Source organism: Microbacterium sp. SORGH_AS_0428 (assembly GCF_031453615.1).
GTDB lineage: Bacteria > Actinomycetota > Actinomycetes > Actinomycetales > Microbacteriaceae > Microbacterium.
Genome location: NZ_JAVIZT010000001.1, coordinates 985,415 through 1,003,090, shown reverse-complemented (window position 1 = coordinate 1,003,090; position 17,676 = coordinate 985,415). Strand labels below are relative to the sequence as shown.

Sequence of the window (17,676 nt, the reverse complement as noted above, 5' to 3'; positions counted from 1 at the left end):
GGATGCCCGCCGCGACCGCCCCCCGGCCGGCAGTCCGCCTGCGGCGCGAGCTGCGCGCCTGGCGCACGTGGCCGTCGCGGGTGCTGGGCTCGTGGCAGCGCTCACTGCGCTTCCGCACGCTGGTTCTCACGATCGCGCTGTCCACGCTGGCCATCCTCGTGGCGTGCGTCTGGATGGCGCTGGCGATCCAGAACGACCTCTTCCAGTCGCGTCGCGACCAGGTGCTGGGTGATGCACGCCGCGCCACGACCGCGGCTCAGGCCACGCTGGATTCTGCGCTGCAGGGCGACAGCGCCCAGGTGCGCAACGTCGTCGACAGCGTCATGGCCAGCCTCGGGCGCCAGTCCGACTCCGACCTGGTCGCGATGTTCCGCGTCGATCAGACCCCGTCGGCCACCGCGCCGCAGGACTTCGTGCTCGGCGGCGGCAACTGGGACGGCCAGATCACGGATGCGCTGCGCGACAAGGTGCGCTCGGACGCGGACGTGCAGTGGTGGCAGTCGATCGCCCTCACCGACGCGTCGGGGCGCGTGGTGCCCGGGATCGCGGTCGGACAGCAGCTGAACGTCGCGGGCGTCGGCGCGTACGAGCTCTACATCGCCTACGACCTGGCCGCGGCCGATCAGACCCTCGGCTTCGTGCAGGGCACGCTCTGGGTCGTGGGGCTGGCCCTCATCGCGATCATCGCGGGGATCTCGTGGTTCGTCCTGCGGTCGGTGACCGTGCCGATCGGGGCGGCGGCGCACACCTCGGCGGAACTCGCGGCGGGCCGACTCGACGTGCGGCTGGATGTGCACGGCGAGGACGAGATCGCCACCCTCGGTCGTTCCTTCAACGCGATGGCCGACAGCATCCAAGCGCAGATCAAGGAACTTGCCGAGCTCTCACTCGTGCAACAGCGCTTCGTCTCGGACGTCTCCCATGAGCTGCGCACGCCGTTGACCACCATCCGTCTCGCCGCAGACGTGCTCAACGATCACCGGGAGGCCTTCGACCCGGTGAGCGCGCGCGCCGCGGAGCTGCTGCACGCGCAGGTCCAGCGGTTCGAGACGCTGCTCACCGACCTGCTCGAGATCAGCCGCTACGACGCCGGATCCGTGCAGCTCGAACTCGAGCCCACCAGCCTCGCGCATCTCGCCGAGGACGTCGTCGCCCAGATGCACCAGCTCGCCGAACAGCGCGGCAGCGACGTGCGCCTCGTGGCGCCGGGCGGTTACTCGCCCGTCGAGATGGACCCCCGAAGGGTGCGCAGGATCGTCCGCAACCTCCTGGGCAACGCGATCGAGCACGGCGAGGGCCGGCCCATCGTCGTGACCGTGGATTCGGATCAGGATGCGGTCGCGGTCGGCGTGCGCGATTACGGGATGGGAATGCGGCCCGAAGACCAGGAGCGCGTCTTCGACCGCTTCTGGCGTGCCGACCCGTCGCGCAAGCGCACGATCGGCGGCACGGGACTCGGCTTGGCCATCGCCCTGGGCGACACCCGTCTGCACGGCGGCACGCTGGGCGTCTGGTCGTCGCTCGGGCTCGGCACCAACTTCGTGCTGACCCTGCCGCGCCGCGCCGGCGCGGACCCGGTCGCCTCACCCCTGTCGCTGGCGCCGGAGGGGGACGGCCTCGACGATCTCGGGCTCACCCAGCCGATCGATGTCGACAGCGCACTGCGAGGCAAGGAGTCCACATGAGACGGATCCTCATCGCTCTGCTGGGAGCTCTCGCGCTCGTCCTGACGGCGTGCGCCGGTCTTCCGACGACCGGGACGGTGCAGCCGGGGCCGCAGCTGGGGTCGGACTCCACGGCGCCCGACGTCATCTACCGTCCGGACGGGCCGCAGCCCGGCGCGACGGCCAGGCAGATCGTGGACGGGTTCGTGCGCGCCGCATCCGGGCCGCAGGACAACTGGCAGGTGGCCCGGCAGTTCCTCTCGGAGAGCTACCGCGATCAGTGGAAGCCCGAGGCGGGCGTGATCGTCGACGTTCTCGCGGACCGCAGCTATGCCGAGATCGACGACGAGATCGTCCTCGACGTGACCCCGCAGGCGACGATCGACGAGGCCGGCACGTACACGCTGTCGGACGAGGGAGCCAGCGTCCCCCTGCCGTTCGCACTCGCCCAGGGTGCCGACGGCGAGTGGCGCATCACGCACGCGCCGGACGGCATCGTGCTCGACGAGGACCTGTTCCGCAACGTGTTCCGCTCGTACGACGTCATGTACTTCGATCCCACGTGGCGCTACCTCGTTCCCGACGTGCGCTGGTTCCCCACCACCAACGCGCTGACGCGGATCGCCGCCGCCGTCGTCAACGGCGAGCCCTCGCCCTGGCTGGCCGCATCCGTCGTCTCCGCCTTCCCCGACAACGTCACGCTCGTCCCCTCCGTGCCGTTGTCCAACGGCGTCGCACAGGCGCAGCTGAGCGAGCAGGCGCTCGGATTGGACCAGGTCACCCTGGACCGGATGCAGACGCAGCTCTCCGCGAGCCTGGTCACCGCCCAGGTCACCGCGGTCGAGATGCAGGTGGACGGCGCACGAGTGAACGCGTCCAGGATCCCGACGCGTTCGACCCTCGTCGACTCTCGGGCGCTGGTGCGCGACGCCGACGGGTTCGGGTACCTCCTCTCGGGCGAGCTCACACCGCTGCCCGGTCTGTCGCCGGCCCTGCTGGAGGTCGAGCCGAGAACCGTGCAGCTCGGCGTCGGTCGCACTGTCGCGGCGGTCCTGCTTCCCGACGGCACGGCGGCGGAGGTCGCCGACGACGGCACCAGCCGCGTCGTCGACGAGCGGGCGGGTGTGCTCGCGCCCACGATCGATCCGTTCGGCATGATCTGGACCGTGCCCGCCGCCGATCCGTCCCGCGTGCGTGCGACCGGGACGGACGGCACCGCGCTCGAGGTGCCGTCCGCGTGGGGGGCGAGTCGGATCGACGCCATGCAGATCTCCCGCGACGGCAGTCGGATGGCGGCCGTGCTCACCGCGGGCGGCCGGTCGATGCTCGTCGTGGCCGGCGTCGAGCGGGACTCGGCCGGTGTGCCCAGTGCCCTGGGACCCGCCGTGTCGCTGACGACGCTCGATGCGCCCACCCGCGGGTTGGCGTGGCTCGACACGACGACGGTCGGCGTCGTGTCGGGCGACGCGGCGGCGCCCGTGTTCGTGCAGCAGGTCGTGGGGGGAGCCGCGACCGTCGTCGACGCGCCGGTGGACGCGGTGGCCATCTCCGGCGCGAACTCGCCGGCGGCGGTGCGCATCCTCGCGGCCGACGGCACCCTGTACGTGCGCCGCCAGTCCAACTGGGTGCAGACCGCGACCGGGGTCCAGGTGCTCGCCACGCAGCAGGGCGACGCCGACTGAGTCGTCCTCCCCACCAGGCAGGCGTCGGCGCGTCGCGCTCGCGGGTCGCAGCGGTGCCGTCGCGTCGTGTCCGGTGCGGAGCAGGGTGGTCGGGTGATCGCCGTGCTCTCCGACGCCCTGGCCCTCATCCTGCCCGTCGACTGCGCGGGATGCGGCGTCCCGGACAGCGTCCTGTGCGCGACGTGCACCGACCTGATCGCCGCGCCGAGGCCGCTGCGCCACGTGCTGGCGTCCGGCCTCGTCGTCCACGCGGCCTTCGACTTCGCCGATCGACCGGCCCGCGCGCTGCGCACGCTCAAGGAGGAGGGACGCACCTCGCTCGTGAGGCCGTTCGCCGCAGCGCTGGCCGCTGCGGCGCGGGCGGGGTTTCCGGATGCGGACGTGCTGTTCGTTCCGATGCCCACCTCCGCTGCGGCCTTTCGGCGGCGGGGACACCGGGTGGTGGAGGCGATCCTGGATCGCAGCGGCCTGCCGGCCCTGTCGGTGCTGCGCCGCATCCGGAGCACGCGCGACCAGCGCGAACTCGGCCGCGCCGAGCGGGCGCGCAACGTCGCCGGAAGCCTTCGCGCCCGTCGGCGACTGGACGGCCGGCGCGTCGTCATCGTCGACGACGTCGTCACGACGGGAGCGAGCGTGGGCGAGGCGGCGCGGGCGCTGCGGGAGGCGGGTGCCGAGGTCGCGGGGGTCGTGTGCGTCGCTCACACGCGGCGCTCCGGATTCGTTCGTGACACGGACATGAACCCGGGCTAGCGTGGGGGTGACAAGGCGACGAAGGTCCGCCCTTGACCGGGTGGACCGGAACAAGGAGGTCAAGGATGGAAACCAACATCGTCGGCGTGGGCGTCGGCATCTCGGACCGTTTCCGCTCTGTCGTGGACGAGAAGTCCAGCCGCATAGAGAACATCGCGCCGCGGGCCGCCGGGCTCGAGGTCAAGGTCACCCATCGGGCGTACCGCAACGGTGCTCACGAGGACTCCACGGTCGAATTGACCCTCACCGGCAAGGGGCCGGTCATCCGCGCCGAGGCGGTCGACGGCGACAAGTTCACCGCCCTCGATCTCGCCGTCGACAAGCTGTGCGAGCAGGTGCGCCGTGCCAAGGACAAGCGCGTCGACGCCCGGAACCACCCGCGCGGAGCCCACTACGAGAAAGGCACGGGTGAGATCGCCGGGATCGATGTTCAGCCCGCATCCGTCGATGTGCTCAAGGCCGTCGCCACGGGCGAGGTGCCCGTGATGACCGGTGCCGAGGACGAGCAGGACTACACGCCCGTCGTCATCCGCACCAAGCAGTTCGATGCCGAGTGGATGAGCGTCGAGGACGCCGTCGATCGGATGGAACTGGTCGGGCACGACTTCTTCCTCTTCATCGACGCACGCAGTGACCAGCCGAGCGTCGTCTATCGCCGCAAGGGGTGGGACTACGGAGTCATCGCGCTCGACACCCTGGCGCAGCCCGCACGCGTCGCCTCCTGACGACGAGAACAGAAGGGGCCGCCTCTTCAGAGGCGGCCCCTTCTGTCGGTCGAGGAGGACGTCAGTCGAACATGTCGCCCAGGAGACCGCCGATGACCAGGCCTCCCAGGATGCCGCCCATCGCGTCGCCCATGCCGCCGCCGCGACCGCCGCGACCGTAGCCGCCCCAGTCGTCGTGGCGCGGGCGGGAGGAGTCGATGTCGCGCTGGGCCAGCTGCAGTGCCTCGCTGGCGAGCTGTCCGCTGCGGCGCGCGAGCTGCAGCGCGCTCTCGCGGGAGTCCTCCTCGTCCGGGAGGTTGGCGATCTCCAGCCGCGTGCGCTCCGCCTCGGCGAGACGCGTGCGCGCGTCGGCTCCGATCCACCCGCTGTGACCGTTGATGAGGCTGCGGGCGACCGCGATCTGACGATCGGCGTCGTCCACGGCGTGGCTGACCTGCGCGGGGCTGGGAAGGGGGTGTTCGGCACGGCGTCGCGCCTTGGCGACCGCCTCGTCCAGCGCCGTGTTGGCGCTGCGCAGCTGCGAGAGCTGCGTGAAGGGGTCGGCGGGACTCCCCGCCGGCGGGAGAGCCGCCAGCGCCCTCTCCAGTTCGCTCATCGCTCGCTGGATCTCGGGGTTCGCCGGCAGCGACCGGGCGCGGACGATGTCGTCGCGCGAGTCCGCGATGACCTCGGCGAGGGTGGACTCGGCGCGCAGCGCCTCGATCTCGAAGTCCTCCACGCCGTCCAAGAGCGATTCTGCCCGCCGCACGGCCTCGGTCGCGGCCTCGAGGGCCATGTTCGCCTCTTCGGCGCGATTCGCCTCCCGGCGGCGTACCGACACCTCCGCGCTGTGAGCGGCGAAGGTCAGCACCTGCTCCGCCTCGGCGGGGGCGTTCTCGATCTGACTGAGAGCGGCGGGGGAGTATCGCTGGCGGAGACGGTCGACGACCTCGCGCGCGCCGGGCACGCGTTCGCGCAGCCTCTCGGCATCGGCACGGACGCCGGCGAGCACCTGCGGCGCCTCCCGGATGCGGGCGACCGCCCCCGCCAGTGCGGAGGTGCGATCGTCGAGGAGATCCTCGGCCCACTCGCACAGCTGCACGATGCGCGCATTCCGGGTGCGCAACTCCTCCGGGGTGTCGGGGATCTCGTCGTGATTGAGCTGGTGCAGCTGGAACGCCTCGCCGAGGTGGGTGCGCACGGCTTGCAGCGCCTCGCGCAGCTCCTTCGTCGAGCGCTCGCCGAGCTCCGCCTCGGCGAAGGCGAGCTCCTCCGTCGTGGCGCGGATGCGCTCATCCGCGGCGACGAGACTCTGCTGCGCGCGGCGGGCGAGATCCGCGTCCTGCGCGTCGATCTCGGCCTGCTGCTCACGCTTGCGCTTACCCCAGAAACCGGCCATGGCTCGATCCTAGGCGCGCTGGATGTGCCTGTTCTCAGCCGGCGTGGATCGGACGTTCACGCGATTCGGGAGGGGCGTCCCCGACGCGGGCGGGACTGCGAGATCGGCTGGACGCGGGACCTCTCGGGGGTGGCCTCCAGCCGCTCGAGGACACGCTCCAGCCACCGCAGCTGCGCCTCCGCGCCCGCCACGCGCGCCTCGTGCGCGATCGACCGCGCCAGGTCGTGCTGCCCGGTTGCGGCTGTGCGCGCCTGCGCGAGCCGGTCGGCGGCGGCATCCCGTTCGGCGCGGGTCGCGGCCTCCGCATCCACGCCGGGCAACGTCGCCGCCAGGGCGATCTTGGTCGCGATCTCGTCCCGCGAACCGCTCGCGGTGGGAAGGGGCCGCAGGAGCCAGCCTGACGCGGATGCGACGCCCGCCTCGGTCGCGGCGTAGTAGACGTGGCCCTGCGCATCGACGGCGCCCTTGGTCACGAGTCCGTCGCGCTCGAGCCGATCGAGCGTGTTGTAGATCTGCCCGACGTTCACGCTCCAGTCCGATCCGCTGCGCCGCTCGAGTTCGGCGCGCAGCTGATAGCCGTAGCACGCGCCCTGCGCGAGGATGGCGAGCAGCGACTGCCTGACCGACATGGGGCTCCTTCGGGGGTGACGGGGGACGCATATATGCATACCGGGAAACGTTCCCCGCGGCCTCACGGCGCGCCGCGAGGCCGCGGCTGGGTGGGCAATGGCTTTGAACCCGTCGTTCGTCGTGCTCTGAGAGGTCACAGACGGATAACATGGGGGCGGTGTGCCCGGGCTCCGGGTGCGACTGGGCAGAAGCACGCCCACCCGACAGATGGAGATGCCACGTGGCCAACCCTCTCGAGAAACTCCTCCGTGCCGGCGAAGGCCGCGTCATCCGCCGCCTGCAGCAGGTCGTGAAAGCCGTCGGTGCGCTCGAAGAGGAGTACACGCAGCTCACCGATGAGGAGCTCCGCGGCGAGACGGCGGAACTGCGCGCGCGCTATCAGGCGGGCGAGACGCTCGACGAGCTCATGCCCGAAGCCTTCGCCGCCATCCGCGAGGCTGCCAAGCGCACGCTCGGCCAGCGTCCCTATGACGTTCAGATCATGGGCGGCGCGGCCCTGCACCTCGGCAACATCGCCGAGATGAAGACCGGTGAGGGAAAGACCCTGACGGCGACCTTCGCGGCCTACCTCAACGCCATCGCGGGCGAGGGCGTCCACGTCATCACGGTCAACGACTTCCTCGCCAGCTATCAGGCCGAGCTCATGGGACGTGTGTATCGCGCGCTGGGGATGACCACGGGCACGATCGTCTCCGGCCAGACGCCCGAGGTGCGCCGCGAGCAGTACAACGCCGACATCACGTACGGAACCAACAACGAGTTCGGCTTCGACTACCTCCGCGACAACATGGCGTGGCGCAGGGAGGACCTGGTCCAGCGCGGCCACTTCTTCGCGATCGTCGACGAGGTCGACTCGATCCTCATCGACGAGGCCCGCACACCGCTCATCATCTCCGGACCCTCCTCGGGCGAGGCCAACCGCTGGTTCGCGGAGTTCGCCAAGATCGCGCGCACCCTCGAAGCCGGCGTCGACTACGAGGTGGACGAGAAGAAGCGCACGATCGGTGTGCTCGAGCCCGGCATCGAGAAGGTCGAGGACTACCTCGGCATCGACAACCTGTACGAGTCGGCGAACACGCCCCTCATCTCTTTCCTGAACAACTCGATCAAGGCCCTCGCGCTCTTCAAGCGCGACACCGACTACGTCGTCATGAACGACGAGGTCATGATCGTCGACGAGCACACCGGCCGCATCCTCGTCGGACGCCGCTACAACGAGGGCATCCACCAGGCGATCGAGGCGAAGGAGGGCGTCCCGGTCAAGGCCGAGAACCAGACGCTCGCCACGGTGACGTTGCAGAACTACTTCCGTCTGTACGACAAGCTCTCCGGCATGACCGGTACCGCCGAGACCGAGGCGGCCGAGTTCATGTCGACCTACAAGCTCGGCGTCGTGCCGATCCCGACGAACAAGCCGATGATCCGCAAGGACCAGCCCGACCTCGTCTACAAGAACGAGCAGGCCAAGTTCGCCCAGGTGGTCGAGGACATCGCTGCTCGCCACGAGAAGGGCCAGCCCGTGCTCGTGGGCACGGTGAGCGTCGAGAAGAGCGAGTACCTCTCGCGTCTGCTCGCCAAGAAGGGCGTCAAGCACGAGGTCCTCAACGCCAAGAACCACGCCCGTGAGGCGGAGATCGTCGCCCGCGCCGGACGCCTGGGTGCGGTCACGGTCGCCACGAACATGGCCGGTCGAGGCACCGACGTCATGCTCGGCGGCAACGCGGAGTTCCTCGCGGTGCAGGAGATGAAGAGCAAGGGCCTGGACCCGGTCGAGACTCCCGAGGAGTACGAGGCTGCGTGGGACGAGGTCTACCAGCAGGTGCGCGACACCGTCGCGGCAGAGGCCACGAAGGTCGTCGAGGCCGGCGGCCTGTACGTGCTCGGTACCGAGCGCCACGAGTCGCGACGCATCGACAATCAGCTGCGCGGCCGTTCGGGCCGTCAGGGCGACCCCGGCGAGAGCCGCTTCTACCTGTCGTTGACCGACGATCTCATGCGGCTGTTCCAGTCGGGCGCCGCGGAGGCGATCCTCGCGCGCACCAACTTCCCCGACGATGTCGCGATCGAGTCCGGAATGGTCTCGCGTGCGATCAAGAGCGCGCAGGCGCAGGTCGAGGCGCGTAACGCCGAGATGCGCAAGAACGTCCTGAAGTACGACGACGTCCTGAACCGTCAGCGTGAGGCGATCTACACGGACCGCCGCCAGATCCTCCACGGTGACGACATCCAGGAGCGCGTCACGAAGTTCATCGAGGACGCGATCGACGCGATCGTCGACGACCACACCGGCAGCGGCCACACCGAGAGCTGGGACTTCGACGCCCTGTGGACCGAGCTGAAGACCGTCTACCCCGTCGGCGTGACGATCGACGAGGTCGTCGCTGAAGCGGGCGAGAAGGGTCGCGTGACCCCTGGCGGCCTGAAGCGGGAGCTGCGCAGCGACGCATCCATCGCGTACGCGGCCCGCGAGGAGCAGCTCGGCGAGCAGGCGATGCGCGAGCTCGAGCGTCGCGTGGTGCTGCAGGTGCTCGACCGCCGGTGGCGCGATCACCTGTACGAGATGGACTACCTGAAGGACGGCATCGGGCTCCGGGCGATGGCCCAGCGCGATCCGCTCATCGAGTACCAGCGCGAGGGCTACGAGATGTTCCAGGCGATGATGGGGCAGATCAAGGAGGAGTCGGTCGGGTTCCTCTTCAACCTCGAGGTCGAGGTGCGTCGTCCGGACGGCGAGCACACCGAGGTCGAGGCCAAGGGGCTCGTCGCCCCTTCGGTCGAAGGCCAGCGGCTCGAGTACAGTGCTCCCACCGAGGACGGCGACGTCGAGGTGCGCAACGACCGCGGCCAGGTGCAGAAGGCGGCCACGGGCCGCGCGCGCCAGGCTGCGGCTCCGGCCGCCGCAGCGCCGCCCGCCGCCGAGGCTCCTCGCGGCGCGTTCGGTCAGCGGACCCAGGCGCCCCAGCCCGAGGCGCAGAATCGCGCGCAGCGCAGAGCGAAGAAGAAGTGAGATCGGCGAGCGCCCCGCAGGATGCGGGGCGCTCGCTCGTTCAGGGCGTGCCCCAGTCGAAGGACTGCTTGCGCACCTCGAGGTAGACGAACGTCTCCGAGGAGATGACGCCGGGGATCGTGCGGATGCGGGCGTTCAGCAGCTCGGCGAGGTCCTGATCGGATGCGCAGACCACCTCGATGAGGATGTCGAAGCTGCCCGCGGTGAGCACGAGGTAGTCGACGGCGGAGATCTGCTCGAGCTCGGCCGCCACGGCGCGGCTGTCGCCGCTGACGCGCAGACCCACGAGCGCCTGACGATGGAAGCCGAGTCGCATGGGGTCGGTGACGGCGACCACCTGCATGATGCCCGAATCCGTCAAGCGCTGCACCCGCTGTCGCACAGCGGCCTCGCTCAGCCCGACGGCTTTGCCGATCTCGGCGTAGGAGCGGCGCCCGTTCTCCTGAAGCTGTTCGATGATGCGTTTGGAGGTGTCGTCGAGTCGATCGCGCGCGGCCATGGGAGTCCTTCGGGTAAGGGGTGTTACCTCTTCACCGTATCGGCGGCGTTTATGTGAGAACCGCCGAATGACGCGCGGTAAGCGCCAGACGTGCCAGCAGATGCGGATTGGCCCTGCCGTGGCCGGACTATCCTGATCGGATGAGCTCGCTGCGCCCCCTCGACCAGTCCCGGAAGCTGAAGGATGTCCTTTACGAGATCCGCGGCGAGGCCCTGGTGGAGGCCGACCGGCTCGAAGCCGAGGGACACACGATCCTGAAGCTCAACACGGGCAACCCGGCGGTCTTCGGCTTCGATGCGCCCTTCCAGATCGTGCGCGACATGATCGATGCGATTCCCTCCGCGCACGGCTACAGCGAGAGCAAGGGCATCATGTCCGCGCGTCGCGCCGTCGTGTACCGGTACGAGCAGGAGCCGGGCTTCCCGACCTTCACGCCCGACGACGTGTACCTCGGCAACGGTGTCTCCGAGCTGATCACGATGACGATGCAGGCGCTCCTGGACGAGGGTGACGAGGTTCTCATCCCGGCACCGGACTACCCGCTGTGGACGGCCATGACGAGCCTCGGCGGCGGCACCCCGGTGCACTACGTCTGCGACGAGCAGAACGGCTGGCAGCCCGACATCGAGGACATCCGTTCCAAGATCACCGATCGCACCAAGGCGATCGTCGTCATCAACCCCAACAACCCCACCGGCGCCGTCTACACGCGTGAGGTGCTGACCCAGATCGTGGAACTCGCCCGCGAGCACTCGCTCCTCCTGCTGGCAGACGAGATCTACGACCGCATCCTCTTCGACGGGGCTCGCCACATCCCGCTCGCGACGCTCGCGCCCGATCTGCTCTGCCTCACCTTCAACGGCTTGTCCAAGACCTATCGCGTGGCCGGTTACCGCAGCGGGTGGATGGTCATCACCGGACCCCGCCACCACGCGCGAGGCTTCCTCGAGGGCATCAACCTGCTCGCGTCCACACGGCTGTGTCCGAACGTCCCCGCGCAGCACGCGGTACAAGCGGCGCTGTCGGGCGTGCAGTCGATCGACGCGTTGATCGCTCCGACCGGTCGCCTGCACGAGCAGCGGGATGCGGCCTGGGAAGGCCTGGAGGCCATTCCGGGTGTCTCCTGCGTCAAGCCGGCCGGCGCGCTGTACGCGTTCCCGCGGCTGGATCCGGAGGTGCACGAGATCCGTGACGACGCGAAGCTCGTCCACGATCTCCTCGTGGCCGAGCACATCCTCCTCGTGCCGGGGACGGGCTTCAATTGGCCGACCCCGGACCACCTGCGGATCGTGACGCTTCCCGAGGCCCGCGTGATCGCGGAGGCCATCGAGCGTCTCGGCAACTTCCTGTCGTCCTACCGCCAATAGGCCGGCGGACCGTCTGCGGCCGGCTCTCAGCGCCCTGCGGGCGATGAGAGCATTGTCACAGGAGGGCGAGCGAGGTGGCCCGCCAGCGGCGGTCCATGCCCTCCAGGCGGATGGCCACGGCGCGCGTGCGCGCGGGACCCGCGACGACCACGACGGCCTCGACCACGCCGTCGGCGGGCTCCGAGTGGTGCACGCTGAGGATCGAGTGCACGGGGCGGGCGGCGGCGACGCCGCGTGCGCTGCGGGCTCGGGTGGCGAGGTTCACCCGCGTGAGAAGTGCGCGGTAGGTGTCCTCGGTCATCCATCGTGCGAGCTGATCGATGTCGCGGACCCCCGCGAGAGCCTCGAGCACGCCGTTGGTGAGGTTGCGCACCAGCGGAACGGGATCGGGCAGCTCGGACGAGGACGTCGGCTGCGGCGCGAAGAAGTCTGCGGACAAGCGCATGAAGCTGCGTTCGGGGCGCGTCGCGCCGGTGGCGATCTGAACCATCTGGGCCTCACATGAACGGGGATCCTGAGCGGGATCAGTAGAGCAGTTCGGCCAGGTCAGAAACGGTTTGTGGAAAACTTCTCATGATTACGGGGGTATCGGTCTAATCTCGCGGCGTGCGCTGGGAACGCTTCTTCGAGGACCTGCAGGGGCAGTTCGATGCCGAGTGGGAAGTGGAACGCGCCGTGTTGGACACGGAGGCCGAGCGGCTGCGCTTGTCGCGCGTGACGCTGCGCGAGAGGCTTCTGGTGCTCGCTCGCACAGATGAGACGCAACGCCCCGATCTCGCCGTCGATCTGGTCGCCGCGGATGCGATGATCGGCGTTCTGACCGCGGTCGGCGCCGATTGGATGGGACTCGAGGTGCAGCGGCGCAGCGTGCTGGTCCCGGTGGCGTCGGTGTCTTCGGTGGGCCTGGGGGAGGGTGACCTCCTGCGCGCGGCGCGGCCGCATCCTTCACCTCGGGTGGGGGTGTCGGAACGCATGGGGATGGGCTTCGTCCTTCGCGACCTCGCACGTCGACGCGTTCCCGTCACGGTGCAGGTGGGAACGCGTGCGGTGTCGGGGACGATCGATCGTGCGGGGGCGGACCACCTGGATCTTGCACTGCACGACATCGATGAGCCGCGTCGCTCCGCCAGCGTCCGCGGCTACCGTCTGGTTCCGTTCACCGCAGTGTCGTGGGTGAGGTGGGAGGGCGTCGAGGTGCTCTGAGGCGTTCAGTCGGGATTCCGCACCCGACCATGCCCCCAGAGCTCGGGGAAACTGGCGGCGTTCGACTGCCGCCACAGCGCCATCCGGCGGGCGTCTTCGGCTTCGTCGTCCAGATAGTCCGACACGCTGGCCTCTTCGATGCGCCACTGGCGGCTCTCGCCGATGCGGACGCCGCGAAGCCTGCCCTCCATGACCAACGCGATGACCTCGTCGACCGACACCGACAGCGCCTCGGCAACGGATGCCGGAGCGAGGAGGCGGCCCTCGGGCGGGGTCGTGTCGGGCATGTCCTCAATTATGCGGTGCCGTTCCGACACCTCGGCGCGGTGGCGCGCCATGTGGATAAGCGCGCTGTGGATAAGATCCGACGGCCCTGGCCGGCCTCGGTCAGCATGTACGCCATGACAGCTCAGGTCGCGCCTCGCCAGCGCCCCCGCGCGCTCTGGGCGGACGCGCGCTTCGTGATCGGCGTCGTGCTCGTTCTCGTCTCCGTCGCCGGCGTCTGGTTCGTCGTCGCATCGTCGCGGCAGACGGTTCCCGTCTATGCGGCGACGCGAACTCTCGTGCCCGGTGAGAGCATCTCGCCCTCGGAGCTGCGCGTCGTCGACGTCGCGCTGGGGTCGCTGGAGGGCGCCTATGCGTCGGGGGACACCCTGCCGCCCGACGCCGTGGCGACCCGCACGATCCCCGCGGGCGAGCTCATCCCCGCGGCTGCCGTGGGCGCCGCATCCGAGGTGCGCACGACCACCATCGTCGTCCCCAGCAGCACCGCGATCCCCGCCTCCGTGGAGGTGGGGACTCCGGTGGAGATCTGGGCCGCCCCGCTGGACGGCGAGGGCATCCGGCAGGCCCCCCGCATCCTTGTCGCCGATGCGGCGGTCGCGGCTCTTCCGAGCAGCGACTCCGTGATGGCGACCACGGCGCCCTCCGTCGAGCTCATCGTGCCCCGCGAGTCCGTGGCGGACGTGCTTGCGGCGCTCGCGGGTGAGGCGACGCTGTCGGTGGTCCCCGCGCAGGGGGTCTCGTGATCTCACGCGTGGTGCTCGTCCTCCCGCGGCCTCTCGCTCTCGAACTGCGGGAGCAGCTCCTGCTGGAGGGCGCTGCCGAGGCGGCGATCTATCCTCCGGACAGGTTCGCGGGCACCGTCGCGTTCGGTCACGCACCGGATGCGGAACTCGACGCACTGCTCGCCGCCGCCGACACTCTGGTGCTCGCCGCGCGCGTCGACCAGCTGACCGCTCACACCGTCGCCCTCGCGGATGCCCGCGGCGTGCGCGTCCTCCCGCTCGGCGATGATGCGGGCGCCGCTCGTCTGGCGGCAGCCTTCGGGCTCTGCTCTCCTGTTCCGGTGACCGGCTCGGCGAGGGATGCGGCGGCCGCCCTCGCCACCGCGTCCGCGTCGGCCGTGAGTCCCCGGCCCGCCGTCGCCGGTCCCCGCCTGATCGCCGTCTGGGGGCCGCACGGCGCTCCCGGACGATCCACCATCGCCGTGGGGCTCGCCGCCGAACTCTCCCGCGGCGGTCGTCACGTGGCGCTCGTCGACGCGGACGCCCACGCCCCCTCGCTGGCGATGGCCCTCGGTCTTCCCGACGAGGGGCCCGGGTTCGCCGTCGCATGCCGCCAGGCCGAGCTGGATGCGTTGGACGAGGTCGAACTCCAGCGCATCTCGGTGGCTCTCGGCGGCGCTGACGTGGACGTGCTCACCGGTATCAACCGCCCGTCGCGGTGGCCGGAGCTCAGTGAGAAGCGCGTGCGTGCCGCGCTCGCCGCCTGCGCCGGCTGGGCCGAGCACACCGTGGTGGATGTCGCCGCATCGCTGGAGCGCGACGAAGAGATCGTGAGCGACGTGATCGCCGGGCCGCGGCGGAACGCGGCGACGCTGGCCGCGCTCGAGACCGCCGATCACATCGTGGCGGTTCTCGCCGCCGACCCCGTCTCCGTCGCGCGCTTCCTGCGATCGGTGGCGGAGCTGCGGGCGATCGCGGGGTCCACGCCGCTGACGGTCGTCGTGAACCGGCTCCGTCGCGGCGGCGTCGGCATCGATGCACGCGGACAGCTGCGCCGCACGCTGGAGCGATATGCGGACATCCGCGAGATGTGGTTCGTCCCGGAGGACCGCAGAGCAGCGGATGCGGCGATGCTCGCGGCGCGGCCCGCCGCAGAGGTGGCCGGGAGGTCCGCGATGGTGTCCGCCATCCGGCGCATCGTCGGGGAGGCGCTGCTGCCCCCGATGCCGGTCGCGACCACCCGACGCGAACGCCGCGGCAGCCGGAGCCCGCACGAACCGTGGGCCGCCTCCGCATAGGGTGGAGGGGTGTCGACCCTCAGCGATCTCGTCTACGCGCACGGCTTCTCCGATCCCGCCGATGTGGAGTGGCTGCACCGGCTGGCCGGGGACGGGCAGCTGCTCGCGGATCTCGCCTTCGCGGACATCGTGCTGTGGGTGCCCACCGAGGACGACTCCTTCATCGCCGTCGCGCACACGCGTCCCTCGGGCGCAGCGACGCTCTTCTACCGCGACATCGTGGGCGACCGCGTCCGGCCGCAGTGGCGTGCCCAGGTGCGCGAGGCCTTCAGCACCGGTCGCATCGTGGATTCCGCGTCGCCGGACTGGTTCGAGGAGACCCCCACGCGCGTGCGCGCCGTGCCCGTCGTCCGTGCTCGCTCGGGGGCGGACTCGCACGCCCGTGTCCTCGGCGTCCTCACGCGTCATACGAACCTCGGAGAGGCTCGGACGCCGTCGCGTCAGCAGATCACCTTCAACGACTGCGCAGACGACCTGTTCGGAATGGTGGCGACGGGCGAGTTCCCCGATGTCGCCGCACCCGCGTCGCCGCGCCGCGGCGCGCCCCGCGCGTCCGACGGCCTCATCCGGATCGACGTGGACGGACTCACGACGTTCGCGAGCCCGAACGCGCTCTCCGCGTTCTACCGGATGGGATTCGAGGACGAGCTCGAGGGTGAGCCGCTCGTGGAGGTCATCACGCAGATCCTCCCCGAGAAGCGGCAGTTCGACGAGTCGCTGCCCGTCGTCGCCACGGGCCGCGCGCCGTGGCGCGTGGACATCGAGGCCAGGGGTGTCACGGTGGCGCTGCGGGCCATTCCGCTGCGCGACCACGGCAACCGCATCGGCGCGATCGTGCTGTGTCGCGACGTGACCGAGTTGCGCCACCGCGACCAGGAGCTGATCACCAAGGACGCCACGATCCGTGAGATCCATCACCGGGTCAAGAACAACCTGCAGACCGTCGCCTCACTGCTGCGGATCCAGGCTCGCCGCACGCACTCGGACGAGGCCCGCGACGCCCTCACGCACGCCACGCGGCGCGTGTCGGCGATCGCCGTGGTGCACGACACGCTCTCGGAGGGGCTTACCCAGAACGTCGACTTCGACGAGGTCTTCTCGCGCGTGCTGAAGCTCGTCGCCGAGGTGGCGGCCGCGCCCACGACGCGGGCTCGCACCCGCAAGACCGGTTCGTTCGGAACGCTGCCCAGCGAGTACGCGACGCCGCTCGCGCTCGCCCTGACCGAACTCGTCACCAACGCCGTCGAGCACGGCCTCGCGGGGCAGGAGGGCGAGGTGGAGATCGCTGCGGAGCGTTCCGAGGACAATCTCGAGGTCCGGGTCCGTGATACCGGCGTGGGCCTGCCCGAGGGTCAAGTGGGCCGCGGCCTGGGCACGCAGATCGTGCGCACCCTGATCCAGGGAGAGCTGGGCGGCACGATCGACTGGCACACGATCATGGGCCGGGGCACCGAGGTGACGATCGACATCCCGCTGCGCTACATCGACCGCGGCGAGGTGTGAGAACGACGCATCCGCCGCACCTAGCGCTTGTGAGCGCAGGAACGGCGGATGCGGAGTAAAAAGCGTGTCGGAGCGCTCAGGAAGCGCGACGGGCGCGCGCGGCGCGGCGCTTGAGGGCGCGGCGCTCATCTTCGGAGAGGCCTCCCCAGACGCCCGAGTCCTGGCCGGTCTCGAGGGCGTACTGCAGGCAGATCTCCGTGACGGTGCAGCGAGCGCACACGGACTTGGCCTTCTCGATCTGGTCGACTGCCGGACCGGTGTTGCCGACCGGGAAGAACAGCTCCGGGTCTACGGTCAGGCAGGCTGATTTGTCGCGCCAATCCATGTGATGTTGCTCCTCAGGCGTCGGAAAAAGGTCAGAACGGGTGGGTTGTGAAAGAGCCCGGATCGGGGTCCGGTACCCTGTGTGATGTGCGAGCTTCAGCTCGCCCCACGCCGCTGTGGGAGCACACGACGTCGTCAATCGTTCCACAGTGACCAGGGTGAATCAAGGGTTCACCGGTTGTTTTGTGTCCCGTCACCAACTGCATGCGTCCGAATACTGTCCAATCCCACAACTCCGGAGATGCCATGCGCAACGACCTGCTGAGCCTCGTGGCGGGCGGACTCGTGGTCCTCGAGGGCGCCGCGCTCGCGGGGCTGGCCCTCTGGCAGCTCATCGCGCTCGCGCAAGGCGACACGGCGTCCCCGGCGACGGCGATCGCCCTGATCGTGCTGACGCTGCTCGGTGCCGCGCTGGTCGTCGCCTTCGGCGTCGCCGCGGCACGCGGTCGATCGGCCGGTCGCTCGGGAGGCATCGTGGTCCAGCTGCTGGTGCTCGCCGTCGCGATCGGAGCGGTGACCGGGACGTACGGGCATCCGCTCAACGGGCTCCAGCTGGGCGTTCCCGCGTTGATCGTGCTCGTTCTTCTGATCTCGGCGGCGCGTCGGGCGGCTCAGGGCGCCCGACGCGAGGACTGATCC

General features: G+C 70.1%; 17 protein-coding genes. 11 read left to right on the top strand and 6 right to left on the bottom strand.

Annotated elements, in window-relative coordinates:
- The first annotated feature begins 2 nt into the window (after nt 1–2).
- From mtrB to hpf, 4 genes are all read left to right on the top strand, one after another.
- On the top strand, nt 3–1,685 hold the full coding sequence (mtrB, locus tag QE374_RS04890; RefSeq protein WP_309732657.1) for an MtrAB system histidine kinase MtrB: 1,683 nt from the start codon (nt 3–5) through the stop codon (nt 1,683–1,685).
- Nucleotides 1,682–3,346, top strand: a complete 1,665-nt coding sequence (locus QE374_RS04885) for an LpqB family beta-propeller domain-containing protein (RefSeq protein WP_309732656.1) — start codon at nt 1,682–1,684, stop codon at nt 3,344–3,346. The genes mtrB and QE374_RS04885 overlap by 4 nt, the downstream gene beginning before the upstream one ends.
- Nucleotides 3,347–3,439: 93 nt before the next feature.
- On the top strand, nt 3,440–4,096 hold the full coding sequence (locus tag QE374_RS04880) for a phosphoribosyltransferase family protein (RefSeq protein WP_309732654.1): 657 nt from the start codon (nt 3,440–3,442) through the stop codon (nt 4,094–4,096).
- Between the two features lie 65 nt (nt 4,097–4,161).
- On the top strand, nt 4,162–4,821 hold the full coding sequence (gene hpf / locus QE374_RS04875) for a ribosome hibernation-promoting factor, HPF/YfiA family (protein WP_137416390.1): 660 nt from the start codon (nt 4,162–4,164) through the stop codon (nt 4,819–4,821).
- Between the two features lie 61 nt (nt 4,822–4,882).
- Here hpf and QE374_RS04870 read toward each other — a convergent pair whose 3' ends face one another.
- Both QE374_RS04870 and QE374_RS04865 read right to left on the bottom strand, forming a co-directional pair.
- Nucleotides 4,883–6,199 carry a hypothetical protein gene (locus QE374_RS04870; RefSeq protein ID WP_309732652.1) on the bottom strand — a complete coding sequence of 439 codons (1,317 nt, stop codon included), beginning with the start codon at nt 6,197–6,199 and terminating at the stop codon, nt 4,883–4,885.
- Nucleotides 6,200–6,255: 56 nt separating this feature from the next.
- The gene (locus QE374_RS04865; protein WP_309732649.1) at nt 6,256–6,828 is read right to left on the bottom strand and encodes a PadR family transcriptional regulator; all 573 of its coding nucleotides are present in this window, start codon (nt 6,826–6,828) and stop codon (nt 6,256–6,258) included.
- A gap of 221 nt (nt 6,829–7,049) precedes the next feature.
- Here QE374_RS04865 and secA point away from each other — a divergent pair, with 221 nt between their 5' ends.
- Nucleotides 7,050–9,836: a preprotein translocase subunit SecA gene (gene secA, locus QE374_RS04860; RefSeq protein ID WP_309732648.1), complete on the top strand. Its 2,787-nt coding sequence runs from the start codon at nt 7,050–7,052 to the stop codon at nt 9,834–9,836.
- A 40-nt stretch (nt 9,837–9,876) separates the two neighbouring features.
- Here the strand turns inward: secA and QE374_RS04855 are convergent, their stop codons facing one another.
- Nucleotides 9,877–10,335, bottom strand: coding sequence for an Lrp/AsnC family transcriptional regulator (locus tag QE374_RS04855; protein WP_307319551.1), 459 nt, complete (start codon nt 10,333–10,335; stop codon nt 9,877–9,879).
- 140 nt (nt 10,336–10,475) lie between these two features.
- On the opposite strand from QE374_RS04855, the gene QE374_RS04850 reads away from it, so the two are divergent.
- On the top strand, nt 10,476–11,702 hold the full coding sequence (locus tag QE374_RS04850; protein WP_309732644.1) for a pyridoxal phosphate-dependent aminotransferase: 1,227 nt from the start codon (nt 10,476–10,478) through the stop codon (nt 11,700–11,702).
- A 55-nt stretch (nt 11,703–11,757) separates the two neighbouring features.
- Here the strand turns inward: QE374_RS04850 and QE374_RS04845 are convergent, their stop codons facing one another.
- A complete protein-coding gene (locus QE374_RS04845; RefSeq protein ID WP_137416396.1) occupies nt 11,758–12,192 on the bottom strand; it encodes an Rv3235 family protein in 435 nt (144 codons plus the stop codon).
- 116 nt (nt 12,193–12,308) lie between these two features.
- On the opposite strand from QE374_RS04845, the gene QE374_RS04840 reads away from it, so the two are divergent.
- On the top strand, nt 12,309–12,905 hold the full coding sequence (locus QE374_RS04840) for a hypothetical protein (RefSeq protein ID WP_309732642.1): 597 nt from the start codon (nt 12,309–12,311) through the stop codon (nt 12,903–12,905).
- A gap of 5 nt (nt 12,906–12,910) precedes the next feature.
- On the opposite strand, the gene QE374_RS04835 is transcribed toward QE374_RS04840, so the two are convergent.
- Complete coding sequence (locus QE374_RS04835; protein ID WP_309732641.1) at nt 12,911–13,192, bottom strand: helix-turn-helix domain-containing protein; 282 nt, start codon at nt 13,190–13,192, stop codon at nt 12,911–12,913.
- 114 nt (nt 13,193–13,306) lie between these two features.
- Between QE374_RS04835 and QE374_RS04830 the strand changes: the two genes are divergently transcribed.
- The 3 genes from QE374_RS04830 to QE374_RS04820 are packed head-to-tail and all read left to right on the top strand — an operon-like array spanning nt 13,307 to nt 16,713.
- Nucleotides 13,307–13,933 carry an SAF domain-containing protein gene (locus tag QE374_RS04830; protein ID WP_309732640.1) on the top strand — a complete coding sequence of 209 codons (627 nt, stop codon included), beginning with the start codon at nt 13,307–13,309 and terminating at the stop codon, nt 13,931–13,933.
- Nucleotides 13,930–15,210, top strand: coding sequence for a P-loop NTPase (locus QE374_RS04825; protein WP_309732638.1), 1,281 nt, complete (start codon nt 13,930–13,932; stop codon nt 15,208–15,210). The genes QE374_RS04830 and QE374_RS04825 overlap by 4 nt, the downstream gene beginning before the upstream one ends.
- 9 nt (nt 15,211–15,219) lie before the next feature.
- Complete coding sequence (locus QE374_RS04820) at nt 15,220–16,713, top strand: histidine kinase N-terminal domain-containing protein (protein ID WP_309732635.1); 1,494 nt, start codon at nt 15,220–15,222, stop codon at nt 16,711–16,713.
- A 76-nt stretch (nt 16,714–16,789) separates the two neighbouring features.
- On the opposite strand, the gene QE374_RS04815 is transcribed toward QE374_RS04820, so the two are convergent.
- A complete protein-coding gene (locus QE374_RS04815; RefSeq protein WP_121060093.1) occupies nt 16,790–17,038 on the bottom strand; it encodes a WhiB family transcriptional regulator in 249 nt (82 codons plus the stop codon).
- 245 nt (nt 17,039–17,283) lie between these two features.
- Here QE374_RS04815 and QE374_RS04810 point away from each other — a divergent pair, with 245 nt between their 5' ends.
- A complete protein-coding gene (locus QE374_RS04810; protein ID WP_309732629.1) occupies nt 17,284–17,673 on the top strand; it encodes a histidine kinase in 390 nt (129 codons plus the stop codon).
- Nucleotides 17,674–17,676 lie beyond the last annotated feature (3 nt).